27 protein-coding genes are annotated in these 24,063 nt (G+C 58.2%); 13 read left to right on the plus strand and 14 right to left on the minus strand.

The window, feature by feature from the left end:
• Positions 1-8 precede the first annotated feature (8 nt).
• Entirely contained in the window at positions 9-1,085 is a 1,077-nt protein-coding gene (locus tag AVO44_RS01955) for a 2'-deoxycytidine 5'-triphosphate deaminase (RefSeq protein WP_068331769.1), read from the plus strand.
• On the opposite strand, the gene AVO44_RS01960 is transcribed toward AVO44_RS01955, so the two are convergent.
• The 7 genes from AVO44_RS01960 to AVO44_RS01990 form a co-directional block, all read right to left on the minus strand.
• Complete coding sequence (locus tag AVO44_RS01960; protein ID WP_068331772.1) at positions 1,086-1,310, minus strand: hypothetical protein; 225 nt, start codon at positions 1,308-1,310, stop codon at positions 1,086-1,088.
• A gap of 64 nt (positions 1,311-1,374) precedes the next feature.
• Positions 1,375-2,031, minus strand: a complete 657-nt coding sequence (scpB, locus tag AVO44_RS01965; protein WP_068331773.1) for an SMC-Scp complex subunit ScpB — start codon at positions 2,029-2,031, stop codon at positions 1,375-1,377.
• Complete coding sequence (locus tag AVO44_RS01970; RefSeq protein ID WP_068331774.1) at positions 2,024-2,818, minus strand: segregation and condensation protein A; 795 nt, start codon at positions 2,816-2,818, stop codon at positions 2,024-2,026. Before AVO44_RS01970 ends, scpB begins: the two co-directional genes overlap by 8 nt.
• Positions 2,808-3,815: a beta-N-acetylhexosaminidase gene (gene nagZ, locus AVO44_RS01975; RefSeq protein WP_068331775.1), complete on the minus strand. Its 1,008-nt coding sequence runs from the start codon at positions 3,813-3,815 to the stop codon at positions 2,808-2,810. Before nagZ ends, AVO44_RS01970 begins: the two co-directional genes overlap by 11 nt.
• Complete coding sequence (locus tag AVO44_RS01980) at positions 3,812-4,876, minus strand: SPOR domain-containing protein (RefSeq protein ID WP_068331776.1); 1,065 nt, start codon at positions 4,874-4,876, stop codon at positions 3,812-3,814. Before AVO44_RS01980 ends, nagZ begins: the two co-directional genes overlap by 4 nt.
• An 88-nt stretch (positions 4,877-4,964) precedes the next feature.
• Complete coding sequence (argS, locus tag AVO44_RS01985; protein ID WP_068331777.1) at positions 4,965-6,710, minus strand: arginine--tRNA ligase; 1,746 nt, start codon at positions 6,708-6,710, stop codon at positions 4,965-4,967.
• A 139-nt stretch (positions 6,711-6,849) separates the two neighbouring features.
• The gene (locus AVO44_RS01990; protein ID WP_068331782.1) at positions 6,850-7,992 is read right to left on the minus strand and encodes a deoxyguanosinetriphosphate triphosphohydrolase; all 1,143 of its coding nucleotides are present in this window, start codon (positions 7,990-7,992) and stop codon (positions 6,850-6,852) included.
• Positions 7,993-8,068: 76 nt separating this feature from the next.
• Here AVO44_RS01990 and AVO44_RS01995 point away from each other — a divergent pair, with 76 nt between their 5' ends.
• On the plus strand, positions 8,069-8,392 hold the full coding sequence (locus tag AVO44_RS01995; RefSeq protein WP_068331783.1) for a HesB/IscA family protein: 324 nt from the start codon (positions 8,069-8,071) through the stop codon (positions 8,390-8,392).
• Between the two features lie 282 nt (positions 8,393-8,674).
• Complete coding sequence (gene xth, locus AVO44_RS02000; protein ID WP_068331784.1) at positions 8,675-9,454, plus strand: exodeoxyribonuclease III; 780 nt, start codon at positions 8,675-8,677, stop codon at positions 9,452-9,454.
• Between the two features lie 4 nt (positions 9,455-9,458).
• Here xth and AVO44_RS02005 read toward each other — a convergent pair whose 3' ends face one another.
• The gene (locus AVO44_RS02005) at positions 9,459-10,610 is read right to left on the minus strand and encodes an FAD-dependent monooxygenase (RefSeq protein ID WP_068331785.1); all 1,152 of its coding nucleotides are present in this window, start codon (positions 10,608-10,610) and stop codon (positions 9,459-9,461) included.
• Positions 10,611-10,681: 71 nt separating this feature from the next.
• Positions 10,682-11,104: an RNA polymerase-binding protein DksA gene (gene dksA, locus AVO44_RS02010; protein WP_068332636.1), complete on the minus strand. Its 423-nt coding sequence runs from the start codon at positions 11,102-11,104 to the stop codon at positions 10,682-10,684.
• A gap of 369 nt (positions 11,105-11,473) precedes the next feature.
• Here dksA and AVO44_RS02020 point away from each other — a divergent pair, with 369 nt between their 5' ends.
• The 6 genes from AVO44_RS02020 to AVO44_RS02040 all read left to right on the plus strand — a co-directional run bounded on the left by AVO44_RS02020 (position 11,474) and on the right by AVO44_RS02040 (position 16,427).
• Positions 11,474-12,319, plus strand: a complete 846-nt coding sequence (locus tag AVO44_RS02020; RefSeq protein ID WP_068331792.1) for an AAA family ATPase — start codon at positions 11,474-11,476, stop codon at positions 12,317-12,319.
• A 176-nt stretch (positions 12,320-12,495) separates the two neighbouring features.
• Positions 12,496-12,885, plus strand: a complete 390-nt coding sequence (locus tag AVO44_RS02025; RefSeq protein WP_082677371.1) for a GNAT family N-acetyltransferase — start codon at positions 12,496-12,498, stop codon at positions 12,883-12,885.
• Positions 12,882-14,246 carry a DUF2927 domain-containing protein gene (locus AVO44_RS02030; RefSeq protein WP_068331796.1) on the plus strand — a complete coding sequence of 455 codons (1,365 nt, stop codon included), beginning with the start codon at positions 12,882-12,884 and terminating at the stop codon, positions 14,244-14,246. The genes AVO44_RS02025 and AVO44_RS02030 overlap by 4 nt, the downstream gene beginning before the upstream one ends.
• 3 nt (positions 14,247-14,249) lie before the next feature.
• The gene (locus AVO44_RS21215) at positions 14,250-14,420 is read left to right on the plus strand and encodes a hypothetical protein (RefSeq protein WP_169794823.1); all 171 of its coding nucleotides are present in this window, start codon (positions 14,250-14,252) and stop codon (positions 14,418-14,420) included.
• Between the two features lie 3 nt (positions 14,421-14,423).
• Positions 14,424-15,608, plus strand: coding sequence for a vWA domain-containing protein (locus AVO44_RS02035; RefSeq protein WP_068331799.1), 1,185 nt, complete (start codon positions 14,424-14,426; stop codon positions 15,606-15,608).
• 129 nt (positions 15,609-15,737) lie between these two features.
• Positions 15,738-16,427: a M48 family metallopeptidase gene (locus AVO44_RS02040; protein ID WP_068332639.1), complete on the plus strand. Its 690-nt coding sequence runs from the start codon at positions 15,738-15,740 to the stop codon at positions 16,425-16,427.
• Between the two features lie 35 nt (positions 16,428-16,462).
• Here the strand turns inward: AVO44_RS02040 and AVO44_RS02045 are convergent, their stop codons facing one another.
• The 5 genes from AVO44_RS02045 to AVO44_RS02065 are packed head-to-tail and all read right to left on the minus strand — an operon-like array spanning position 16,463 to position 21,677.
• Positions 16,463-17,005 (minus strand): RSP_2648 family PIN domain-containing protein, encoded by a 543-nt coding sequence (locus tag AVO44_RS02045; protein ID WP_068331801.1) that lies wholly within the window; start codon positions 17,003-17,005, stop codon positions 16,463-16,465.
• A complete protein-coding gene (locus tag AVO44_RS02050) occupies positions 17,002-18,204 on the minus strand; it encodes an RSP_2647 family RNA methyltransferase (protein WP_068331803.1) in 1,203 nt (400 codons plus the stop codon). Before AVO44_RS02050 ends, AVO44_RS02045 begins: the two co-directional genes overlap by 4 nt.
• A 38-nt stretch (positions 18,205-18,242) precedes the next feature.
• Complete coding sequence (locus AVO44_RS02055) at positions 18,243-18,515, minus strand: hypothetical protein (protein WP_068331806.1); 273 nt, start codon at positions 18,513-18,515, stop codon at positions 18,243-18,245.
• Positions 18,502-21,291 carry a [protein-PII] uridylyltransferase family protein gene (locus AVO44_RS02060; RefSeq protein ID WP_068331809.1) on the minus strand — a complete coding sequence of 930 codons (2,790 nt, stop codon included), beginning with the start codon at positions 21,289-21,291 and terminating at the stop codon, positions 18,502-18,504. The genes AVO44_RS02055 and AVO44_RS02060 overlap by 14 nt, the downstream gene beginning before the upstream one ends.
• Positions 21,288-21,677 (minus strand): nuclear transport factor 2 family protein, encoded by a 390-nt coding sequence (locus tag AVO44_RS02065; protein WP_233421897.1) that lies wholly within the window; start codon positions 21,675-21,677, stop codon positions 21,288-21,290. Before AVO44_RS02065 ends, AVO44_RS02060 begins: the two co-directional genes overlap by 4 nt.
• Positions 21,678-21,831: 154 nt before the next feature.
• Here AVO44_RS02065 and AVO44_RS02070 point away from each other — a divergent pair, with 154 nt between their 5' ends.
• The 4 genes from AVO44_RS02070 (at position 21,832) to AVO44_RS02085 (ending at position 24,049) form a co-directional block, all read left to right on the plus strand.
• The gene (locus AVO44_RS02070) at positions 21,832-22,254 is read left to right on the plus strand and encodes a DUF2852 domain-containing protein (RefSeq protein WP_068331812.1); all 423 of its coding nucleotides are present in this window, start codon (positions 21,832-21,834) and stop codon (positions 22,252-22,254) included.
• Positions 22,255-22,319: 65 nt separating this feature from the next.
• Entirely contained in the window at positions 22,320-22,751 is a 432-nt protein-coding gene (locus tag AVO44_RS02075) for an RDD family protein (protein WP_068331815.1), read from the plus strand.
• Between the two features lie 74 nt (positions 22,752-22,825).
• Positions 22,826-23,650 (plus strand): arginyltransferase, encoded by an 825-nt coding sequence (locus tag AVO44_RS02080; protein WP_068331818.1) that lies wholly within the window; start codon positions 22,826-22,828, stop codon positions 23,648-23,650.
• Positions 23,651-23,656: 6 nt separating this feature from the next.
• Positions 23,657-24,049, plus strand: coding sequence for a VOC family protein (locus AVO44_RS02085; protein WP_068331821.1), 393 nt, complete (start codon positions 23,657-23,659; stop codon positions 24,047-24,049).
• Positions 24,050-24,063: the final 14 nt, after the last annotated feature.

Genomic DNA, 24,063 nt, shown 5'->3' on the forward strand with positions numbered 1-24,063 from the left:
GGATCGGAATGACAGGTGTATGCCCGAACCAGCAGATCGAAGCGATGATCGCGCGTGGTGAGATCACCGCCAACCCCGAGGTGATCCCTGCACAAGTTCAACCTGCAAGCCTTGATTTACGTTTGGGAACAGTCGCTTACCGAGTCCGTGCATCGTTTCTGGCAGGCGAAGGACGCTCGGTCGCGGATCGGCTGGCCGAGTTTGAGATGCACCGAATCGATATCTCGAACGGGGCGGTTCTTGAAAAAGGGTGCGTCTATCTGGTGCCTTTGATGGAGTCGCTCGCGCTGCCCAAAAGCGTAACCGCGGTTGCTAACGCCAAAAGCTCGACAGGACGGCTGGACCTGTTAACCCGCACCATCACCGATGGAGGTACCGAGTTCGACCGCGTGCCTGCGGGCTATGCTGGTCCTTTGTACGCCGAGATCTGCCCCCGTTCCTTCTCGGTGCTGGTCCGTCCGGGGATGCGGCTGAACCAGATTCGGTTCCGACAAGGTCAGGCCGTGCTGAGCGACGCGGAACTGACCGCGTTGCACAACGAGTCGCCGCTGGTCGATGGACCAGCGGTGATTCAGGACGGGCTGGGCTTTTCAGTCGACCTGCAACTGCCCGACACCGATCTTGTCGGCTATCGTGCCAAGCCACATACAGGCGTGATCGATCTGGACCGGATCGGCGAATACAACCCGCAGGAATACTGGGAAGAGGTGCGGACAACGGAAGGTCGCATTATTCTGGACCCCGGCGCATTCTATATACTGGTCAGTCGTGAGGCGGTGCACATCCCGCCCATGTATGCCGCAGAGATGGCCCCTTATCTTGCCATGGTTGGTGAGTTTCGGGTGCATTATGCCGGGTTCTTCGACCCCGGCTTTGGCCACGCCGCAGCAGGTGGTGCGGGATCACGCGGTGTGCTGGAAGTGCGCTGCCACGAAGCACCGTTTGTTCTGGAACACGGTCAGGTCGTCGGTCGGCTGGTCTATGAAAAAATGGCCGAGATGCCCACGCAGCTTTACGGCTCGGGCATCGCGTCAAACTATCAGGGTCAAGGCTTGAAGCTTTCCAAACACTTCAGAGTTGACTGATCAGAATTTCATGAATCGACGCATCTGACGCGTTACTTTCTGTGCCTGACCCAGTTGTTGTGACGGGCGTGGCCCTGCGGTGTTGCCGCGTTTGGGTGCATCGGTGCCTTGGTCCGACCCACCACCCATTCGGCTTGCCACGTCAAAGCCCTTGTCGACGCCTTTGTTAATGAGGCGACGCATGACCTGACGGACGATCATGTCAATGATCCGATTGGCGTTCATAGTTCAACTCCATTTCCTGAGCCCTAACATAAGCGATCAGTGTGGCAACAAAAGGCCCCGCTGATCACTCTTCCTCGAACAGCTCCGTCTGATCTTCGTCTTCTTCGTTTTCCTGCCCCTCGCCTAAGGGAATTGTGCCGGGCGGTGGGCGGTTTTCCAGCAACCCCGCTGCACGCAGTTCTTTGAGCCCAGGCAGGTCGCGGGCGTTTTCAAGCCCGAAATGGTCAAGGAACTGCGGCGTGACCACAAACGTCACCGGACGACCCGGCGTCATACGGCGGCGGCCCAGCCTGATCCACTCCATCTCAAGCAATTGATCGATGGTCCCGCGCGAAACCGAAACGCCGCGTATCTCCTCGATTTCAGCCCTTGTGCAGGGTTGGTGGTACGCCACGATGGCCAGCGTCTCGATCGCGGCACGACTCAACTTGCGAGTCTCGACCGTTTCCTTTTGCATCAGAAATCCCAAATCCGGGGCCGTTCGAATGGCCCAGGCTTCGCCAACACGGGTAACCCGAACACCGCGACCCTCATAGCGTTTCTGAAGTATTTCAACGGCTTGCGCTGCGTCGCTACCATGCGGCATACGGGCCTCAAGATCGGTGATCGTCACCGGCTCGGCGCTGGCGAACAACACGGCTTCGACCATGCGTTCCTGCTCTGCCATTGGGGGCGCTTCGAACAGGGTGCCGGTGCCTTCGTCTTCGGGGGCGTCAATCACGGTTGTCAGTCCTCTTGCGCAGTTGGATCGGGGCAAAGGTTTCGGCCTGCTTGATCTCCATATGTCCTTCTTTCACCAGTTCCAGCGAGGCCGCGAACGTCGCCGCGGTGGCTGACCTGCGACGCACTGGATCAGCATCCCACCCTTGGGGCAGATAGGTTTCCATATCCGTCCAAGTCCCAGCAAATCCGATCAGGGGTCGCATCCGTTCCAGCGCCTGCTCCATGGTAAACACCGCATCGCGATCCATGACAAAGGGGCGGAATTCGTCACGTGTTCGAATACGCGCATATCCCTGCATGAGGTCCAGCAAAGTGGCCGAATATGTCACCGTGCGGATGCGAGTGACATCCTCACCCTGCCCGCGTTTGAAGAAATCGCGCCCCAGTTGGTCCCGTGCCATCAGACGTGCGGCAGCGTCGCGCATGGCCTGAAGGCGTTCAAGCTGAAACGCCAGATGCGCGGCCAGTTCTTCACCAGATGGCCCCTCGTCATCAGGATCAGGGGGCAACAGCAGGCGAGACTTCAGAAAGGCCAGCCAAGCCGCCATCACCAGATAGTCAGCAGCCAGTTCGATGCGCAGTGCACGTGCCTTTTCCACAAAGGCAAGATATTGATGCGCCAGCGCTAAGACCGAGATTTTCCGAAGGTCGACTTTTTGTGTACGGGACAGGGTCAGTAATACGTCCAACGGGCCTTCGAACCCGTCGACATCAACGATCAGCGCTTCGGCCGCAAGGCGATCCGCGACCGAGACCGGGTCTTCGCTAAAAAGGTTATCGTTCATACACCTGCCCGCCCATTAGGGCAGATAGTTCCGCTTCGGCAGCTTGGATGTCAAGTTCCGCAGGCTTTTGACGCATAGCCAGCGCCTTTTTCGCGCGTTTCTGTGCCTGTGCAGTCATTTCCCCGGCCGCAATCAGAACCTTTTCGCGGGCGGCGAACAATCCGTTGCAATGCAATACGACGTCGCACCCGGCGCTCAGCGCCTTGCGCGCAATATCCTCGGGCGAACCGCTGAGGGCTTTCATTGAGATATCGTCCGTCATGATCAACCCGTCAAAACCGATCTTGTTTCGGATCAAGCTGATCATGGTGGGTGAAATCGTGGCTGGTTGCGGGTCGATAGCGTCATAGACCAAATGCGCGGTCATCCCCATCGGCAAGGTGTTGAGGGCACGGAACGGCGCAAAATCCATCTGTTCCAGCGCATCTTGCGTTAGGCTCACATGCGGCAGATCGTGGTGGCTGTCCAAGGTCGAAAAACCATGCCCAGGCATATGTTTGAGCACTGGCAAAACACCCCCGTCCAGATGCCCCTGTGCAACTGCACTTCCGATTCTGGAAACCACTCTCGGATCAGAGCCATAGCATCGGTTTTTCAGGAAAACGTGGGTATCCTGGCGCGCCAGATCGACCATCGGCGCGCAGTTGCTGTCGATGCCTAGCTCAAAAAGTTCATGAGCGATCAGACGATATCGTAGATACATGGCCCGTTCGGCATGATCCCCGGCACGCTGGACGTGATCAAGCGGTGGCATCCAATCCCGTGCCAACGGTGCGCGCAAGCGTTGAACGCGGCCACCCTCCTGATCGATTGTGATAGGGCAGTTGCGGCCAACAGCGTTGCGGAAGTCATCGCAGAGGGCACGCACCTGATCGGCGGTCTCAATGTTTCGGGCGAACAGAATGAACCCGAAGGGATTCATTTCGCGAAACAGGCTTTTTTCTTCGGGCGTCAGGCGTAAACCTTCCGCATCGCTGATTGCCGCGCCGAACGTCACCGAGCGGCGACCGGAATACAATCAGCGCCCTGCGCCTCAAGCGCCGCACAGAACTGACGCGAGTCACTCAGGTCGTCAAATCCGACAACGCGCAGGCGGTAAAACGTCCGTCCACCACGTGAAGTTTTCTGGATAACCCGTTGCTTACCAACCATATATTCACCAAATCGACCATTCAAACGATCCCATTCTGCCGATGCAACATCAGGGCTTTCATACGCACCCAGCTGGGCCATTCTTGTGCCCTTGGTCAACGTGTTTGGGTCCACATCCAGACCCACCGCCGCCTTTACGGCAGCGTTGATCGCGTCCTCAGTGCTTTTGCTGGTCGAAATCCCAGCCGGTCTGGAACGCGCCGGGCGGGTAATGGGCCGCAGCGAGCGGCGAACACCCGGCAGGGCTGCCAGTTCTGGATCGGGTAGAAGCGCCGCCAAATCGGCGGGGTCAATCGCGGGCTCTTCTTCGGGCGTTACCAGTGCTGCAAGCTGCACTCCAACTTCGGTCGTGTTGTCGGTTTTTGCCGCCTCGCCTGCCAGTTCAGCGACCAGAGCATCCACGTTGCCTTGACGCAACCGCGCGGCTTCCTGATCGGAAATCTCTTCCTGCACGACATGCACGGCAGGAGTGGCACTTAAGGGTTCAACCGGAATATCCTCATCCGCCAAAGAAACCGGGCGGGGCGCAAGGATCAGCCTATCCGCCGGAGGCGCTGCAGTCCCGACTGCAGCCACAGTATTCACAGCAAGCCCTTGGTGATCCGCAGGCGTTCCGCCCGGGTTTTCAGGCTGAATTCGCATCGGTCCTTCGATGGCCCGCACCACCGGCACGCCGCTGACGTCCCGCATGACAAGCTTGTAGCCCCAGACACCAATCCCTGCGACCAGTGCCAGCGATGCAGCCGCTCCCATAGCGTTCAGGATACGACCCAGCCCCGCAACACGCGGTGCCTCATCATAGTCCGGCAAATCCTCGGGATACTCATACCCATCCTGCGGATACGGTTGATTCGTATAATGCATATGGTCGGGGCGCGCCTGCCCCGCGTAATCGTAACGTGCCATGTCCGCCTCACCGCCCGTTTTGCGCCGGAAAACAAGGCGCGCGGGTCATTTCTTGCCTACCTCGAACCGGCGCGTCGGGCGGAGTTTGTTACCGCATCTCCTGCGCCGGAGTGACACCAAGAATACCCAAGCCTGCTGAAATCACAACAGAAACAGCCCGGGCCAATGCGATTTTCGACTGGCTTGTGGCAACATCGCCATCTTGAATGAAGCGCAGTTGAGTTTCGTCGTTCCCTTTGTTCCAAAGCGCGTGGAAATCTCCTGCAAGCTCGTAGAGGTAAAAGGCAACGCGATGCGGCTCGTTAGTGCGCGCCGCGATTTCGACCAGACGTGGCCATTCCGCCAGCTTCTTGGCAACCGTCAGTTCAGAGGGGTGGTCATTCTTGCTCAGGTCCGCGCTGGCAAGGGTAGCGTCATCGGCGGCGATACCGGCTTCGGCAGCACGGCGCAGCACGCTCATGACGCGGGCATGCGCATATTGAACATAAAACACGGGATTTTCACGGCTCTGCTCAAGCACCTTGTCAAAATCGAAGTCAAGTGACGCGTCGTTCTTGCGGGTCAACATTACGAACCGGGTCACGTCCGGGCCGACGTGATCCACCACGTCGCGCAGGGTGACAAAGTTCCCTGCCCGCTTGGACATCTTGAACGGCTCACCATTCTTCCACAGCTTTACCAATTGGGTCAGCTTGATATCCAGCGGCACCTTGCCGTCCGACAACGCCGACACGGCTGCCTTCATCCGTTTGACATAGCCACCATGGTCCGCGCCGAACACATCGATCAGCGCGTCAAAACCGCGGGTGACCTTGTCATAGTGATAGGCGATATCTGGCGCAAAATAAGTCCAGCTGCCATCCGACTTCTTGACCGGGCGATCCACGTCGTCGCCGTGTTCGGTGGATTTGAACAGTGTCTGCTCGCGCGGTTCCCAATCTTCGGGTTTTTTGCCCTTGGGCGGCTCTAGCACGCCTTCGTAGATCAGACCTTTGTCGCTCAGCGATTTCAGCGCGGCCTCGATCTTGCCGGTGCCGTAGAGCGATTTCTCTGAGAAGAACACATCCATCTCAACGCCCAGCGCCTTCAGGTCATCGCGGATCAGATCCATCATCGCGTCGGTGGCAAAGTTGCGCAGCTCTTCCAGCCACTCGCTTTCCGGTTTGTCGATCAGGCTGTCGCCGTATTTCTCTTTCAGCGCCTCACCAATCGGGATCAGGTAGTCGCCTGGATAAAGCCCCTCGGCAATCTCGGGGCTCAGGCCATTGGCTTCGCGATACCGCTCGTAAGCTGAGCGCGCCAGCACATCCACCTGCGCGCCACCATCATTGATGTAGTATTCACGCGTCACGTCATGGCCGGAATACGCCAACAGGCTGGCCAGAGCATCCCCAAACACAGCCCCCCGCGTATGGCCCACGTGCAGCGGGCCGGTTGGGTTGGCCGAGACATATTCCACGTTGACCTTCTGCCCATGGCCCATGGTCGAGCGCCCATAGTCGGTGCCTTTTTCCAACACAGCCGCCAGAACGCCCTGCCACACCGTCGGTGCAAGTCGCAGGTTCAGGAACCCCGGCCCGGCCACCTCGGCATTGGTGATCCGGTCATCCGCCGCCAGCTTTCCCGCCAGCACATCGGCAATCTCGCGCGGTTTCATCTTGGCGGGTTTCGCAAGCACCATTGCTGCGTTTGTTGCCATATCGCCATGCGCCGCATCGCGCGGCGGTTCGACCGCCACATTGTCAAAGTTCAGCCCCTCGGGCAGTGTACCTTCGGACTGCATCTGCGCCAGCGCGTCCAGCACAAGGCCGCGGATCTCGGAAAACAGGTTCATTTCGGATGTCCTTTTGCTTGTCGGGCGGTTTAACACGCGTCACGGCAAGGTCAATGGAAGCGGTCAGTTTCAGACCGGATAGCCATCAACAGCAGGGCCGTTCGTTCGTATGCAGGCATGTCTGGGTGCTCTCGGACAGCTAACTGCCCGTCAACTTTTTGTGGTCCTGAAGGGCAAAGCGGTCAGTCATTCCTGCAATATAGTCCGACACAATCCGGGCCAACGCAGTTTCATCTTGGGCAGCCTCGATATCACCGTGCCACCGCGTGGGCATTTGTTTGGGATCAGCAAGGTAGATCGGAAAGAGGTCCTCAACAACTTTACTGACATCGGCCCTGACTTTCATCACACTGGGGGCGCGATACATGCGCGAAAACAGAAACGTCCGGATTTCTTTAAGCTGCGACCACAGGCCGACTGAGAACTGAATCACGGGATAGCCCAGATTCCGAATATCCTCGACACGTTGCGCGCCTGACTTGGCGATAAGGCTGCGCGACGTGTCAATCACGTCTGAAACCATGACACCAAAAACACGACGCAACGCCTCGTGCCTGCGGCGGTATGGGTCAAGCCCGGGGTATTTTCGGTCTACTTCGGCATAACAATCACCCACGATGGGCAATTCCTGGATTTCTTCATCGGTGAACAGATTGGCGCGTAAACCATCCAGCAGATCGTGGTTGTTGTAAGCAATGTCATCAGACAGCGCCGCCACCTGCGCCTCGGCGCTGGCATGCGTGTGCAGTTCCAGATCGAAGCTACTGTTACATTCGGCCAAAGCCCAAGGCAAGCTACCGACTACAGGGCCGTTATGCTTGGCAATTCCCTCCAAGCACTCCCACGTCAGGTTACAGCCATCGAATTCGGCGTAGTGGCGTTCCAGCTTGGTAACGATACGAATGGCCTGAGCGTTGTGGTCAAATCCGCCATAGGGCTCCATCAGCGCGTGCAGCGCATCTTCTCCAGTATGGCCGAAAGGCGTGTGTCCAAGATCATGTGCCAAAGCGACAGCTTCAGTCAGCTCGGGGTTCAGACCCAAAGCACCGGCGATCGTACGGGCCACCTGGGCGACCTCGATGGAATGGGTCAGACGGGTTCGATAACTGTCCCCTTCATGCTCAACAAAAACCTGCGTCTTGTGTTTGAGCCTCCGAAACGCGCTGGCATGAATGATCCGGTCCCTGTCACGCTGGAAACATGATCGGAAACTGCTTTCTTCCTCGGGCACAAGCCGCCCCTTCGCGCGGCCCGGGTCCGAGGCAAATCCCGCTCTTTCCAAAGGTCTTATCCTTGTCGCCTGTCCTAAGGTTTCATATATTGTAGCGTGGTCGAGAAATAAACCTTTGGAGTCCGGCATGAATCTGCCCCCAACAGTCACAGAACGCGCTTTTGACCGGTTGGCCGAAATTGGCGCCGCTGATCAGGGTCAGGCCCTGCGGGTCGCTGTTGAAGGCGGCGGATGTTCCGGTTTTCAGTACGAAATCGCGCTGGACACACCGAAGGAGGACGACCTTGTATTGGAAGGCAAAGGGCAAAAGGTCATTGTCGACTCTGTTTCCCTTCCGTTTCTGGAAAATGCGGTGATCGACTTTACCCAGGAACTGATTGGGGCGCGGTTTGTCATTGAAAATCCCAACGCCACCTCATCTTGCGGCTGCGGCACGTCTTTTTCTATGTGATCGTCAGTGGGGGCTTTGCCCCCACACCCCCAGGATATTTCTAGCCAGATGAAGCAAGGGTCCGCTCTCCGACCCTTTCGCCGGAGAGCTTCACCTGGCGCGGTCATCGGCGTCCCCGCCTGTACCGCAGAACTTTTATTGCTCAAAACAGTTAAGGGTTCGTTACTTCATTTGGCCAAAAATATCCCGGAGCGCGAGGCAGAGCCTCGCAAACCCGCTCTTCGACTTGCCGTTGGGCCGGTTCTGCGCGATAGGTTGCCATAAGGCTTCGGAGGATCGCGCATGAAAATCGCCACGTTCAACATTAACGGCATCAAAGCGCGGGCCGAGGCTCTGCCGCGGTGGCTGGACGAGTCGCAGCCCGATGTCGTTTTGTTGCAGGAAATCAAATCGGTTGATGAGAACTTTCCGCGCGAGATGTTCGAGGAACGCGGATATAACGTCGAAACCCACGGTCAGAAAAGCTTTAATGGCGTTGCGATCCTGTCGAAACTGCCGCTTGAGGATGTGACGCGCGGGCTGCCCGGCGATGATGAGGACGAGCAGGCGCGCTGGATCGAAGCCACGGTAATTGGCAAAAGCGCATTGCGCATTTGCGGGTTGTACCTACCCAATGGTAACCCGGCGCCGGGTCCAAAATACGACTACAAGCTGGCATGGATGGAGCGGCTTTATCACCGCGCAGGTGATCTTTTGGCCAGCGAAGAGCCGGCGCTTATGGCGGGAGACTACAATATCATCCCACAAGCCGAAGACGCCGCACGTCCAGACGCCTGGCGCGAGGATGCCTTGTTTCGCCCTGAAAGCCGCGCGGCTTTTCGTAAAATCCTGAACCTTGGGTTTACCGAAGCGTTCCGGGCACGCGTTCAGGGTCCTGGACACTATTCATTCTGGGATTATCAGGCAGGTGCCTGGAACAAGAATGACGGCATCCGGATTGATCACTTTTTGCTGACACCGCAAGCAGCAGACCTAATGCGCGATTGCCAGATTGATGCCGCTGTGCGCGGACACGAGAAACCGTCGGATCACGTTCCGGTCTGGGTCGATCTTGACGTTTAAGGCGTCAGGCCGTCGCGTCGTAGGCGTAGATCCACTCGTATCTCTTGGAAAGCCGGGGGCCGATGGCCTTCAACGCCACTTGTGCCGCAAGACGCATTGGGCCGCGCAGGTGAAAATTCCGCGCGTTTGACCCTGCGGTGGCAACCACCTTTTTTGTTCTTGTAAGACGGCGGGATTCATACGCGGCCAGCGCCTGTGCTACTCCGTATTGCTCTTCAAAGGATTGCGCCAGCACCCAGGCGTCCTCGAGGGCCAGACAAGCCCCTTGCGCCATGAAGGGCAGCGTTGGATGCGCGGCATCGCCAAGCAGGGCCAACTGCCCGTTCTGCCAGTTTTCCGCCACGGGACGCAGGAACAAAGCCCAGAGGTGTGTCTCGGTCACATCCGACAGGATATCTCGCACGTTCCCTCCGAAATCTGCAAAACGCGTGCGCAGTTCGTCGGGGTCACCCCGCAGACGCCAGCTTTCCTCTTGCCAGTCCGAACGTTCTTCGATCGCGACCACGTTCATCAACTGTTGATCGCGCAGCGGATAAGTCACCACATGACGTCCCGGCCCCATCGTCAGCGAGGCGCACGGCATCAGTTCGCTGATCGCCCAAGGAATAACAGCACGCCATGCGACTTGATTGGTAAACTGCGGTGTCTCCGCTCCGTTCAGGATAGGGCGTATGGCGCTGCGGCCCCCGTCAGCCGCAATCGCGCAGTCACAGCGCAGAGACTCGCCCGTGTCTAAAACCAATTCGGCTTCGGTCGGATGCTCGTGAACCTGCACCACACGCGCACCAAGGCGAATTTCTACGCCAGCGTCTGTTGCCGCCCGATGCAGCAGATCAAGAAGGTCCGCACGGTGATAGTAGTAGGTCGGTCCAGCGTCGGGCGCAGGAATACGGCTGATGACGCGACCCTCGCGATAATCCCGTATGATCGTCCCATGGGAAATTTGCGCGTCCTCCGGCACGTCCTCCACGACACCTAGCGCCCGCAGAACCGCAAAACCATTGGCGCTTATCTGCAACCCCGCCCCGACTTCGCTCAAGGCTGGGGCTTGTTCCAGCACCGTGACCTGCGCCCCGCGTTGCCGCAGCGCCAAAGCCGACGCCAGCCCCCCTATTCCACCACCAATGACGTTAAACTTTAAGCCTTGAAGTTTCATAGCGTGGATTTAACGCAAAAACGCCAGAGCAACAGGCCCTGGCGTTCGTGTTTTCCAGAATTGTGCAGCGATCAATCGTCGCGGTGCACCTTCTCGCGGCGCTCGTGCCGTTCCTGCGCCTCAAGCGTCATGGTTGCGATCGGACGCGCGTCGAGACGTTTCAGCGAAATCGGATCGCCGGTCATCTCGCAATAGCCGTACTCACCTTCTTCGATGCGGCGCAGGGCCGAATCGATCTTGGCAACCAGTTTACGCTGACGGTCTCTGGTCCGCAGTTCAAGCGCGCGGTCTGTTTCCTCGCTCGCCCGGTCTGCAACGTCCGGAATGTTGCGTGTGTTGTCCTGTAGCCCTTCGATCGTATCGCGGCTACCAGCCAAAAGTTCGTTCTTCCAATCCAGCAGCTTGCGGCGGAAATACTCAAGCTGGCGGTCATTCATGAAAGGTTCATCTTCGGCCGGGCGATAATCTTCCGGCAGAAAAACTTCCTGCTTCATCTTTGCTCCCTCGGTATAGCCAGTGACGTCGGTTGCTGATGTTTCACCTGACATTTGGCACCCCCTTCTTCGGAGCGTGTATCCGACGCGCGTGCGAATGTCACTACACAAACGTCAACGTGATACTTTATAGCTCAGACCTGTTAGTTATTGAGACACAGAACACCAAAACCTTGTTTTTCTATGGAAAATATCGGGCAAAATTTGGGCGGCACAAGACCGTCAAGGCACGTCAGAATGCTGTGATCGCCAGAAAAAGATGGACTCGCTGTGAATTTCCGATCACGGGACGTCGCGGCCCGCTTGTCAAAATCATCGCCCCTCTGTAACCCGAACAGCACAGTTTGCGCCAAACCACACGAGGGGCCCATGACCGCACGTTTTCAAGGCACAGCAGAATATGTCGCCACAGATGATCTGACTATCGCGGTAAACGCTGCCGTAACGCTCGAGCGACCCCTGCTTGTGAAAGGTGAGCCTGGAACCGGCAAGACCGAGCTGGCCAGGCAGGTGGCCGGGGCACTGAACCTGAAGATGATCGAATGGAACGTCAAATCGACAACCCGCGCGCAGCAGGGTTTGTACGAATACGATGCGGTCAGCCGGCTGCGCGACAGCCAGCTTGGCGAAGAACGTGTGCACGACGTGTCGAATTATATCCGTAAGGGGAAACTGTGGCAGGCGTTTGAGGCAGATGAAAAAGTCGTTCTTCTGATCGATGAGATCGACAAGGCCGATATCGAGTTTCCCAATGACCTGTTGCAGGAGCTCGATAAAATGGAGTTCCACGTCTATGAGACGGGTGAGACGATCCGCGCCAAGCACCGACCCATCGTCATCATCACGTCGAACAACGAAAAAGAACTGCCCGACGCCTTTCTGCGCCGCTGTTTCTTTCATTACATCCGCTTCCCGGACGAGGCGACCATGCGTCGGATCGTCGAGGTTCACCATCCGGGTATCAAAGACGCGCTTTTGACCACCGCGCTGACACAGTTCTATGAGCTTCGCGACACGCAGGGGCTGAAGAAAAAGCCGTCTACCTCTGAGGTATTGGATTGGTTGAAGTTGTTGCTGGCAGAAGACCTGAGCGCAGAGGACCTGAAACGCGATGGTGTAAATGCCCTTCCCAAGCTGCACGGTGCGTTGCTGAAGAATGAACAGGACGTGCACTTGTTCGAACGGCTTGCCTTTATGGCACGCAGCAAACGCTAAACAACAGTCCATATTCAGATCGCTGCTTGCGTTGGACGGGTCTGGCTGTCAGCATTGCAGGTGGCGGTCCGGTCGAAACGGGCCAGGTTGGATCGGGACAGAACGGGACACTGTGATTGGCTGACACTTTGACCATCCGCGCGCTGCGGCCCGAAGATCGACCAGAGTGGTCCGAGATGTGGCGCGATTATCTGGCCTTCTACGAGACCACCGTCTCGGACGAGGTGTATGCCACCACATTCGCACGACTGCTCGGCGACGACCCACATGATTTTTCCTGCTTTGTTGCAGATCGCGACGGTCAGTTGCTGGGTCTGACGCATTACTTGTTTCATCGTCACGCGTGGAAAATCGAAGACGTCTGCTATCTGCAGGACCTTTTCACGCGCCCCCAGGCGCGCGGCACCGGTGTCGGGCGTGCGCTTATTCAGGCTGTGTATGACGAAGCTGACCGTCAACTTGCCCCGTCGGTTTATTGGCTGACGCAGGAATTCAACCACACCGCCCGCAAGCTGTATGACCGCATCGGCAAGCAAACACCGTTCATCCGGTACCAGCGCTCATGATACGTTGGGCCGCTCTTCTTGCCGCAGCAGTGCTGGCTGGCTGCGCAACGGTTGAACCGGTCGAAGTTCCCACCCGCGTCAAGGCGATTGAAGAGACGCTGCCACCGGCAAAGACGTTCGCGCGCGCGTCGCCAACGCCTCCGGTCCGGTCAAACGCGAATATCGCGTCAGACTTCGTGTCGTTGCATTTTGCGCTGGAAGGTGGCGCGCAATTGCCGGTTTTCACGCGGTTTGAAACGCCTATCACCGTACGTCTCACCGGCTTGCCCACGCCCTCGATGCAGCGGGACCTCACCCTTTTGCTGAACCGGCTGCGGCGCGAGGCCGGGATCGACATCCGCCAAATCTCGGACGGCACGGCCAACATCACGATCGAGGCCGTGAGCCAGGATCAAATCCACGAAATGCTGCCGCAGGCCGCCTGTTTCGTGGTGCCCAATTCTTCGAGTTTCGAAGAGTATCGCCGCGACCGCCGCAAACAGAAAAGCAGTTGGAGCCGCCTGAACAGCCGCGAGCGTCTGGGCATTTTTGTCCCGTATGACGTCAGTCCGCAGGAAAAACGCGATTGCTTGCATGAAGAGGTTGCGCAGGCGCTAGGGCCGCTGAACGATCTCTATCACCTGCCGGATTCGGTGTTCAACGATGATAACATCCACACCGTTCTGACGGGGTTTGACATGCTGATCCTGCGCACCGCCTATGCGCCCGAGTTGCGCAGCGGCATGACGCGCGAACAGGTTGAAGCCGTCCTGCCGGGCGTGCTGAGCCGTCTGAACCCACGCGGAAACACCCTGCCCGCGCAGCCGGTTTCCGACACGCCCCGAGAATGGATCAATGCGATTCAAAAATCACTGCGCCTGCAAGTGAGCGCACAACGGCGCATGAGGGCCGCGCAGAGGGCCGCGCAAATCGGACGGGAACAAGGCTGGACCGACCACCGTCGCGCCTATCCGTATTACGTGATGGGACGCATGGCCCAGTTCGACAACCCGCAGAAGGCTTTGCAGAACTATCAGCTTGCCTTGCAATACCTGCGCGCCGCACCCGGCACCGAGGTGCATCAGGCATATGTCACGACCCAAACTGCCGCTTTTGCCCTTGCACGCGGCAAGGGGCCTGAGACTCTGCCCGAACTGGACAAAGCCATCGGTGTCATGACGCGGGCCGAGAACGCCTCGCAACTGGCGACGTTGCTGCTGTTGAAATCCGAAGCGCTCAATCAGGCCGGGCGTTCCGCTCAGGCACGTTCCGTCAGGCTGGACAGTCTTGCGTGGGCGCGCTACGGGTTCGGATCGGAAACAGTGGTCCGGTCGTTGATGCAAAACGTTGCCGAAGGACCCGCCAACAGCAGGGGCGGATAGCGCATGGTCGTAGTTCTGGGAATGGCGATACTGGGGGCAATCCTTGGGGCGATAACCGCACGCAAACGCAAGGGCAGCGGTGCAGACATCGCACAATATGCCGCTGGCTATGGCATCGCCTTTGCTCTGCTAGGGTTGGTCTTGTCTTTGCTCCTTGTGCGGTTTGTGGTCTGACCGATGTTTCTGCCCTTCTTCGAAAACCTCAGGAAATCCGGCGTTCCCGTTTCATTGCGCGAATATTTGACCTTTCTTGAGGGCATGAAAAAGGGTCTGGCGACCTATGATGTTGAGGCGTTCTACTACCTCGCGCGCGTCTCGATGGTGAAAGACGAACGCAACATCGACAAGTTCGATCGTGCCTTTGCCGCCAGTTTTGAAGGGTTGGATGCGATCAGCTTCGAACAGGTTCTGGAGGCGGTCGACATCCCTGCTGACTGGCTGGCCAAGATGGCAGAAAAGCACCTCTCTGATGAAGAGAAAGCCGAGATCGAAGCTCTTGGTGGTTTTGACAAGCTGATGGAAACGCTGCGCGACCGGCTAAGCGAGCAGCAAGGCCGTCATCAGGGCGGCAACAAGTGGATCGGGACGGCCGGAACCTCTCCGTTCGGGGCATATGGGTATAATCCCGAAGGTGTCCGCATCGGCCAGAAAGAAAGCCGCCACAAGCGTGCGGTCAAAGTCTGGGACAAGCGGGAATTCAAGAACCTGGACGACACGGTTGAGCTGGGCACCCGCAACATCAAGGTCGCGCTGAAACGCCTGCGCCGCTGGGTGCGCGAAGGCGCGGCGGAAGAGCTTGACCTTGATGGCACGATCCGCGCCACCGCCGAACATGGCTATCTGGATGTCAAAACCCGCCCCGAACGCCACAACGCAGTCAAAGTTCTGTTGTTCCTGGATGTGGGCGGTTCAATGGATCCGCATGTCAAAGTGGTCGAGGAATTGTTCTCGGCCGCCCGGACCGAGTTCAAGCATTTGGAATACTACTATTTCCACAACTGCCTGTATGAAGGCGTCTGGCGCGACAACCGCCGTCGCTGGGATCAGCAAACACCGACGTATGAGGTGCTGCGCACCTATGGCTCGGATTACAAGTGTATCTTTGTTGGCGATGCCTCGATGAGCCCCTATGAAATCGCCTATCCCGGCGGTGCGAACGAGCATTGGAACCAGGAATCGGGTCAGGTCTGGCTGCAGCGCGCACGCGAGCAGTGGTCGTCAAACCTATGGATCAATCCGGTGCCGGAAAAGCACTGGAATTACACCCACTCCATCGGCATGATTCAGGACATTTTCGAGGACCGTATGGTGCCAATGACACTTGCAGGGCTTGAAAAAGGCATGCGAGAGCTGACACGTTAATCGACAGCATCTGATTGTTGAGTGCTAGGGCCACTCAGCAAATGCTGGTCGTGGCCGCGGATGACGTGTCCACGAACAACCAACAACTTTTTGATTGCCCTTGTCTCCAGACGCACCCATATCTTGGGCATGTTTCGTTTTACCCCAATCCTGCTGGCAATCGCCTATGCCCTTGTGATGTATCGTGTTTCCGTCTGGCGCACGCATCGCGAGCTGGATGCAAAATCAACCGAACTTGCAGATCCGGAACTGAAACGTATGACCGATCGGCTTGCAGCGGCGTTGGAGATCGAGCGTGTTCCTGTCTATATCTACGAAATCGACCCCGTGAATGGCCTTGCTGCGCCTGATGGTCGAATTTTCATCACGCGTGGCTTTTATCGCAAGTTTCGCAGCGGAGAGGTCTCGGCCGAGGAAATGGCAAGCGTGATTGCGCATGAATTGGGGCATGTGGCCTTAGGGCACGCGCGTCGGCGGATGATTGATTTCTCGGGCCAAAACGCGATGCGGGCGGCGTTGATGATGCTTTTGAACCGTTTCATTCCCTTCATCGGGGCGTGGATTGCCAATGTTCTGACCCATCTTCTCGCGTCGCGTCTGTCACGCGGGGATGAGTATGAGGCCGATGAATATGCCGCCGCCCTGCTGACAAAGGCAGGGATCGGGATCGGGCCGCAGAAGTCCCTGTTTCACAAATTGGAAGACCTGACCCAGCAGCGGGCCGGTGTCGTTCCTGCTTGGCTGATGAGCCACCCCAAAACCGACGAACGCATCGCCGCGCTTGAGGCGCTTGAGCAGCGCTGGGGCACTGAAGCCTAGTCAGGCGCAGCAATTCGCTTGCCTCGGGATAGGCCTTAGGTGGCCAACGCCTTCCCCAAACGCGGCAAACGCGCCTTTTTCATCAACGCCCGCATGGCCCATTGGTCGCCGGACAATCGATTGGCTTCTGACAGCACACGCGCGGCAACATCCCCCATTCCGTCGGGGTCAATTTGCCAGAACCCGAGCAACAAGCTGTCAGGGTCGCGGCGGTCAAGACCTTCTTCCGACAGAATGTTCCTTGGAAAATCCTTTGCATTGACGGTTACGATAACGTCCGCCGATGCCCCCACTGCCGTTGCAAGAACGTGGATATCGGCGCTGTCAGGTAGCCACAACCGCTGTTCAAGCCCCGAATTGGCGTTGCGTTCGGCCTCTGGCCACTGTGCTTGAGTCAAGGCAATTTCGGCACGGGCCTGAACCTCACCCTCCGGGCCCAGTTTGCGGGCTGCGCGGGCCCATTCTTCGAGGATTCGTGCAGACCACACCGGTGTAAAATGGCCCTGCCCGGCGGCGCCCAGCAGCATCTCTCGCATCACCGTGGGATAGATGACGCAGGTATCAAGTACCGCCTTCATAACCGGTAGAACACGGCCTTGAGGTATCCACTTTCAGCCAGTTGCGGCAGTTGCGGATGGTCGGGGCCAGCGAAACCCGTATGGATCAGTTGAGCCTGTCGCCCTGCCCGACCAATCCCACGTGAGGACGCATCGCGGAACCGGCCCAGATCAGCCGCATGCGAGCATGAACAGAGACCAAGATACCCACCGGGCGTCACCAGTGGCGCAGCAAGGCGCGCGATGCGTTCATAGGCGCGCAACCCTGCATCCAACGCCTGTTTTGACGGTGCAAAAGCGGGTGGGTCGCAGATGACTACGTCGAATTGCGCGGCCTCCTCGCCCAGTTGCGTCAGAACATCGAAGGCATCGCCTTGGCGAGTCTGCAGACGATCTGCAAAGCCCGAGGCCTGCGCGCCCTGCGCCGCCAGTTCAAGCGCCGCAGCCGAACCATCAACGGACAAGGCGTGTTCGGCCCCTCCGGCCAGCATCGCCAGTCCAAAGCCACCAACGTGGCTGAACACGTCAAGCACCTTTGCACCCGGTTCCACCAGCCGGGCGGCGAAGGCATGGTTGGGGCGTTGGTCGTAAAACAGGCCGGTTTTCTGACCTCCGGTGAGGTCAGCCATATAGGTCGCGCCATTCATCGGTACGGACAGCGGCGCGTCAGGCGCCGTTCCTCGCAAGACCTGGTTTACGTCATCCAGCCCCTCAAGCTCGCGTGTGCGACCCGAGGCGTTTTTCAGAACGGTCGTCACGCCCGTCACCGCAACCAGCGCGTCGGTCAGAGTTTCCAGATGCACTTCGGCCCAGGCGGCGTTAGGCTGAATTACGCAAGCCTCACCAAAGCGGTCGATAATCACGCCGGGAAAGCCATCCGCCTCGGCATGGATCAGGCGGTAGTACGGCGCGTCGAACAGGCGTTCGCGCATCTCGAGCGCGCGGCGCAGGCGAGTTTCGAACCAATCGGCATCCAGTTGCGCATCCAGATCGCGGTCCAGCACTCGGCACATGATTTTCGAGTCTGGGTTCACGGCGACCAACGCGATCGGAGAGCGTTTGTCGTCTTCGAGTACCGCCAAAGCGCCCGAAGGGATTTTGCGTGTCCGGCGGTCGGTCACGATGTCATTGACATAGACCCACGGAAAACCATGTCGCAGGCCGCGCGCGTTGGCTTTGGGTTTCAGGCGGATACGGGGGCGGTCGGTGGCTTGGGTCATGACGCCCTCTTAGTGGCGAACGCGTCCGGGGAAAAGCCCTAGCGGGGCCGAGACCGCCACCCGCCGCGCCGTTTCGGTGCTTTGGCCGATTGCAATCCCTCGGCCAGAACCTGCGTCATAGGATGATCTGCCTCTTCCGCGGCATAGACGGCGTGAAGATCGTTCAGAGCCTGCGTTTGATCCCGATCAGCAGGCAGGCTAAGCGCCCAGTCCAGAAAGATACTGCGGCATTCGGGCAGCGTGATCCCTTCGATACGATAGGCTTCGCGGATCAGACCCTTGTGATCGTTTGGATCGTTATTGCGCGGCATCCTGCCCCTCCTCGATCACGCGGCCGATGATATCGGCGGCGGCGGTATAACTCTCTTGCAGCGCTGCCTGCAACTGTTCGACCTGCTCAAAGCCAGTGGCCCGGCACAGGAAGGCCGTGCCGCCCTCGCCGATCTTGTCAGCCTCAATAACCTTGCCAGACAACAACCGGGCAGCGCATTGCACGGACCAGCATAGATCATAGCACGCCTTGAGATTTTGCGCCTGAGCGACGTCCAGTAATCCGGCTGCGACAGCACCGTCCAACCCGCTGGAGACATCACGCTGCGCAACACCGGATATCAGGGCGCCGGTTTCCGCCACCAACTCGATATCCATCATTCGCCCTGCACCATTCTTGACATCCCAGATGCCCGCCGGAGATTTGGCTGCCGCCAGACGTGCACGCATCTCGGCCACTTCGCGCAGAACCTTGTGGCGATCTACGGGCTCAGACAGAAAATCTGTGCGGAATGCCTCAATATCCTGCGCCAACCCTGAATCACCGGCAACCACGCGGGCACGGGTCAGGGCCAGATGCTCCCACACCCAGGCTTTGTTTTGCTGGTAGCTGATGAAACTGGACAGGCTGGTCGCCACTGGCCCCTGATTGCCCGAGGGGCGCAGGCGCATGTCGACCTCATATAGCCGCCCCTGCGACATCGGCGCTGATAGCGCTGTGATAAGTGCCTGCGTGAACCGGGCATAATATGTGCGCGTGGCAAGCGGGCGCGGTCCGTCAGACATCTCCTGATCCAGCGGGTCATAAATGACGATCATGTCCAGATCGGATTGCGAATTGATCCGCCCTGCCCCCAACGATCCCATACCCAAAACGGATGCCCCGCGCCCCGGCGCAGGCCCATGTTTCTTTGCGAATTGTTCGGTAACGCAAGGCAGGATCGCTGCGATAACGGCGCTGGCCAGTTCGGCATAGTATTGCCCGGCCTTAACGCCATCGATCAACCCGCGCAGGTGGTGAACACCGATACGGAAATGCCACTCCTTGCACCAGCGGCGCGCGAAATCCAGTTTCGTTTCATAGTCATGCTCTTGCTCGAGCGCCTGTTCCAACTCGGCTTGCAAGACTGATTGCCCGGGCCAAGCGGCAAAGAAACTGCCACCGATCACCGCGTCAAACACGGATGCGTTGCGCGACAGATGCGCCGCCAGAGTATGAGAGGTGCCCACGATATCAACCAGTAGATCGATCAAATGCGGATTTGCTTCGAAAAGGGAAAACAGTTGTACGCCAGCAGGCAAACCTGACAAGAACCCGTCCAGCGCCAGCAACGCCTCATCCGGTTTCGCCGTTTTCGAAAGACGCGAAAGAAGCTCGGGCTTCAACCGTTCGAATATCCGCCGCCCGCGTTGCGAGCGGAGCGCTGGATACGTGGTCCAGCGGGCCAGAACACCTTGGTCGAAATCGGCCTCTCTGGCCGGTGCTGGAGTCGAAGACCCGGGGGCAAAGAAACCTTCGGTCAACTCGTGCACCTCGGTCAGTCGGCGGGTCAGGTCGGCAGTCAGCTCTGCGCCGTCAATCCCCATCAGACAGGCCACACGCTCAATCCCGTCTGCAGACTGCGGGACCTTGTGAGTCTGCGCATCATGGACCATCTGAATGCGGTGTTCGACCTGACGATGCGCGCGGTAGTGATCAGTCAGTTTTTCCGCCACATCCTGAGGGATCCAGTCTTTTTCAGCAAGCGCTGACAGGCCGGGCACTGTCCCACGCACCCGCAGATCGGGGTCGCGCCCCCCGGCGATCAACTGACGAGTTTGGGTGAAAAATTCAATTTCCCGAATGCCGCCCTGCCCCAGTTTCATGTCGTGGCCCGGTATGGTCAGTGCGCCACCGGTTCCTTTGTTCTCGCGAATGCGCAGGCGCATGTCATGGGCGTCCTGAATGGCCGCAAAGTCCAGATGACGGCGCCAGACGAACGGGCGCAGCGTATCAAGGAAACGCTGCCCAGCCGCGATGTCGCCGGCGCAGGGGCGTGCTTTGATGTAGGCTGCGCGCTCCCACGTGCGACCGAGGCTTTCGTAATAGCGTTCAGCCGCTTCAGCCGCCATGCAGACCGGTGTTACCGCTGGATCAGGGCGCAGTCGCAAATCGGTGCGGAACACATACCCATCAGCGGTCTTATCGCTGAGCGTGGCGCAGAAATTACGCGTAGCACGCACCATACCGTGCCGCGCGTCGTAGAAATCATCCGGGTCAAACCGAGTTTCGTCAAACAGCACGATCAGGTCGATGTCCGAGCTGTAGTTCAACTCAAACGCGCCCATCTTGCCCATCGCAAGGATGATCATCCCGGCGGCTGTTTCCACGTCGTCCGGCCCCATCCCCGGCAGTTTGCCACGCCGGATGAGCGCTGCGATTTCGGCCTTTGCGGCCACATCCGCAGCCAGCGACCCAAACTCCGTCAACGCCCCAGTCACCTTTTCCAGCGGCCATGCGCCCGCCAGATCGGCCAGCGCGGTCAGCAGCGCCAGCCGCCGTTTGGCCTGTCTTAATCCGGGTTTGAGCTGGTCCGGCGGAAGACGGCGCGCGGCGTCCATCAAATCAGCCAATGCCTGGTCGGGGTGCAGCAAGGCACCGGGCAACCAATCACGCTCTTGCTCAATCAACCCTTTCAGATACGGGCTACTCCCCGCTGCTCCTGCGATCAATTCGCGCTGTTCCGGCGTAACGTCCACCACGGCGCGCAGGGCCTCCTCGCCAAGCGGGGCATCGAATGCGCGTGGTACGCGGTGAATGGTCAGCGGCGCAGTCATCGGACCTCCAACGGGGTGTCCTGACTGAAGCTGTTGACCCAAACGTCATTGCGACGCTCCCACAGGGAAGAGATCAACATCGCCTCTTGCGCTGCCAGTCCTGTGCGCTGGTAGTCGGCGCGGTAGCTCAGTAACACTATGTCCGGGGTCAAAACCCGCAGCTTGGCCTGGCTCAATTCGTACCGGGCCATTGTTGGCGCATCGGCGAACTGACTGACGTGATCATCCCGATTTGCAAACCCGGTGGGGTACACTCCCAGAAAATCCGCACTCAACAGTGCCCGATCAGCCGACGCATTGCCATCGACCAGCGCCTTCCAGACCTGCTTTTCCAGTGAAAGTATATCATCAAGCGCAGGAGTGGGCATATCTTCGTTGATTTGCATGTGCGAAACCTGCGCCCGATCACGGCGAAGGTCAACCAGAGACCGCCCCTCATCTGCCAATGTAAATCTTTTTCACATAGACCCCTTGCAACTGGCCTTGTACATCCCATCTTTAGAATGTGAATACGATTTACATCAACCCCGGAGATACGAAATGACCGCACTGTCCGACCACGCCGTCCCTGCAAACCCGGGATGGCTTTACCGTGCCGAGGCCTGGATGGATGACAAGGGCAAAGGCGCCTGGATCGCCGCCATGGTGCTGGGTTTCATCTTTTTTTGGCCCGTTGGCCTTGCCCTTCTGGCCTATATGATCTGGAGCAAACGCATGTTCAGCAAATCCTGCAGCCGCCGCAAGTCGTGGCAAAGTCACATGAGCGCCATGAAACCGTCGGGCAACAGCGCCTTTGACGCCTACAAGTCGGATACACTCGCCCGGTTAGAACGGGAACAGCAAGATTTTGAAGCTTTCCTACGCCGCCTGCGCGAAGCCAAAGACAAGGCTGAATTCGACCAGTTCATGGACGAGCGCGCCCGCGAAAACCGCGATGAAAGCGACAACGGCGAACGTGCCTGATCCAAACTTGCCCTGTCCCGGATTTCGGGACAGGGTAGTACAGAACAACCTCCCGGAAAAACTGAATGACCCACCTACCCAATCCAGACAGCCAACCCGAATTCTATCAGTCGGTTGTGACAAAACGCTTTGTAGCGTGGCTTTTTGATATCGCTTTTATCTCACTGCTGTGCATCGTGCCGGTCTTCCTGACGCTCGGCGCGGGGCTTTTCTTTCTACCGCTGATCTACGCTGTCCTCAGCTTTGTCTATCGCGTGGTTACGATCGCAAACGGATCTGCAACGTTGGGCATGCGCTTTATGGGCATCGAGTTACGCGATGCGTTCGGATCGCGCCTGGATATGGGCAAAGCCTTGGCCCATACCGCCGGATACTTTGTCAGCATGGCGTTTTTCGTGGTGCAAATCATCTCGGTCATCATGATGCTAACAAACGCACGATGCCAGGGTTTGACGGACTCGTTCCTTGGAACGGTCATGATCAATCAGCGGGCATAAATTCAATCAAGTGAATCACTTGGCGGCTCAAGGAACCGTTGCTATCATCCCGTTTCAGGAGAGACGGGACCTTCATGCGACACACGCTGCCAATTGCGCCGCAATTCTATGTAACCGCACCCCAACCCTGCCCTTACCTTGAGGGCAGAATGGAGCGTAAATTGTTCACAGCCCTTCAGGGGGAAGGCGCTGATCAGTTGAACAATTCCCTGTCGCAACAAGGGTTTCGCCGGTCGCAAAACGTGCTCTATCGCCCATCATGCACCGATTGCGCCGCCTGCTTGTCGGCCAGAATCGACGTATCGGCCTTCCGCCCCAACAAAAGTCAAAAACGCACGGCCAAGCGAAATTCTCACCTGCAACGCCGCGCGAATTCCCCTTGGGCAACAGACGAACAGTACGAGCTGTTCCGTCGCTACCTCGACACGCGCCACGCCGATGGTGGTATGGCCGATATGGACGTTTTCGAGTTCGCTGCGATGATCGAAGAAACCCCGATCCGCAGCCGCGTCGTCGAGTATGCCGATCCCGATACCAAAGAACTGATCGCGGTCAGCCTTACGGATGTTCTGGATGACGGTTTGAGCATGGTTTATTCGTTCTATGACCCCGAGCAGCCGCAAAGCTCATTGGGGACATACATGATCCTGGATCACATTGATATCGCGCGCGAGGCGGGTCTGCCTTACGTCTATTTGGGTTATTGGGTTCCGGGCAGCCCCAAGATGGGTTACAAGGCGCGGTTTGCCGGTCTTGAGGCGTACATGCAAGGTGAATGGCGCCGTATCAAAAACCCGGACGACCTGAACGAAACCGCCCATCACCCCCTGTCCACTGCCCCCATTGCCGAACAGGTTGCGGGTATTCAATTACCTGATCGTCACCCCACCAAAGGCTGATTACACATGCAACAAACGCTTCATGCCGTCACCCTTGTGGTGCCGGACTACGATGCCGCGATTGCCTTCTATACCCAGACGCTCAACTTCACGTTAACGAAGGACATCGACCTTGGCGGCGGCAAACGTTGGGTGCTGGTAACGCCTCCGGGAACCGATTCAGGCTCATTGCTTTTGGCGCGTGCACAAGGTCCTGATCAGGTCGCCGCCGTCGGAAACCAGACCGGAGGTCGCGTCGGATTTTTCCTGCAAACAGATAATTTTGAACGCGATCACGCGGCGATGATGGCCAACGGCATCCATTTCGAGGAAGAGCCACGCCATGAACCCTATGGCACAGTGGCCGTCTGGCGCGATCCATTTGGCAACCGATGGGATTTGCTCCAATTCTCTGAGTGAGCCGTTCACCTTAC

The sequence above is a fragment of the Ruegeria profundi genome (genome assembly GCF_001507545.1).
In the GTDB taxonomy this organism is placed as follows: Bacteria; Pseudomonadota; Alphaproteobacteria; order Rhodobacterales; family Rhodobacteraceae; genus Ruegeria; species Ruegeria profundi.

Coding starts and splice junctions, on each gene's coding strand:
- dksA (WP_068332636.1), bottom strand. CDS start 11,104: ATGAAGCAGGAAGTTTTTCTGCCGGAAGATTATCGCCCGGCCGAAGAT.
- AVO44_RS02065 (WP_233421897.1), bottom strand. CDS start 21,677: ATGCAAATCAACGAAGATATGCCCACTCCTGCGCTTGATGATATACTT.
- AVO44_RS01960 (WP_068331772.1), bottom strand. CDS start 1,310: ATGAACGCCAATCGGATCATTGACATGATCGTCCGTCAGGTCATGCGT.
- AVO44_RS02040 (WP_068332639.1), top strand. CDS start 15,738: ATGTTTCGTTTTACCCCAATCCTGCTGGCAATCGCCTATGCCCTTGTG.
- AVO44_RS21215 (WP_169794823.1), top strand. CDS start 14,250: ATGGTCGTAGTTCTGGGAATGGCGATACTGGGGGCAATCCTTGGGGCG.
- AVO44_RS01955 (WP_068331769.1), top strand. CDS start 9: ATGACAGGTGTATGCCCGAACCAGCAGATCGAAGCGATGATCGCGCGT.
- xth (WP_068331784.1), top strand. CDS start 8,675: ATGAAAATCGCCACGTTCAACATTAACGGCATCAAAGCGCGGGCCGAG.
- AVO44_RS02020 (WP_068331792.1), top strand. CDS start 11,474: ATGACCGCACGTTTTCAAGGCACAGCAGAATATGTCGCCACAGATGAT.
- AVO44_RS02005 (WP_068331785.1), bottom strand. CDS start 10,610: ATGAAACTTCAAGGCTTAAAGTTTAACGTCATTGGTGGTGGAATAGGG.
- AVO44_RS02070 (WP_068331812.1), top strand. CDS start 21,832: ATGACCGCACTGTCCGACCACGCCGTCCCTGCAAACCCGGGATGGCTT.
- AVO44_RS02085 (WP_068331821.1), top strand. CDS start 23,657: ATGCAACAAACGCTTCATGCCGTCACCCTTGTGGTGCCGGACTACGAT.
- AVO44_RS01980 (WP_068331776.1), bottom strand. CDS start 4,876: ATGGCACGTTACGATTACGCGGGGCAGGCGCGCCCCGACCATATGCAT.
- AVO44_RS02060 (WP_068331809.1), bottom strand. CDS start 21,291: ATGACTGCGCCGCTGACCATTCACCGCGTACCACGCGCATTCGATGCC.
- AVO44_RS02035 (WP_068331799.1), top strand. CDS start 14,424: ATGTTTCTGCCCTTCTTCGAAAACCTCAGGAAATCCGGCGTTCCCGTT.
- AVO44_RS02025 (WP_082677371.1), top strand. CDS start 12,496: ATGTGGCGCGATTATCTGGCCTTCTACGAGACCACCGTCTCGGACGAG.
- AVO44_RS02045 (WP_068331801.1), bottom strand. CDS start 17,005: ATGAAGGCGGTACTTGATACCTGCGTCATCTATCCCACGGTGATGCGA.
- AVO44_RS02075 (WP_068331815.1), top strand. CDS start 22,320: ATGACCCACCTACCCAATCCAGACAGCCAACCCGAATTCTATCAGTCG.
- AVO44_RS02055 (WP_068331806.1), bottom strand. CDS start 18,515: ATGCCGCGCAATAACGATCCAAACGATCACAAGGGTCTGATCCGCGAA.
- argS (WP_068331777.1), bottom strand. CDS start 6,710: ATGAACCTGTTTTCCGAGATCCGCGGCCTTGTGCTGGACGCGCTGGCG.
- AVO44_RS02050 (WP_068331803.1), bottom strand. CDS start 18,204: ATGACCCAAGCCACCGACCGCCCCCGTATCCGCCTGAAACCCAAAGCC.
- AVO44_RS02030 (WP_068331796.1), top strand. CDS start 12,882: ATGATACGTTGGGCCGCTCTTCTTGCCGCAGCAGTGCTGGCTGGCTGC.
- AVO44_RS02080 (WP_068331818.1), top strand. CDS start 22,826: ATGCGACACACGCTGCCAATTGCGCCGCAATTCTATGTAACCGCACCC.
- AVO44_RS01995 (WP_068331783.1), top strand. CDS start 8,069: ATGAATCTGCCCCCAACAGTCACAGAACGCGCTTTTGACCGGTTGGCC.
- AVO44_RS01970 (WP_068331774.1), bottom strand. CDS start 2,818: ATGAACGATAACCTTTTTAGCGAAGACCCGGTCTCGGTCGCGGATCGC.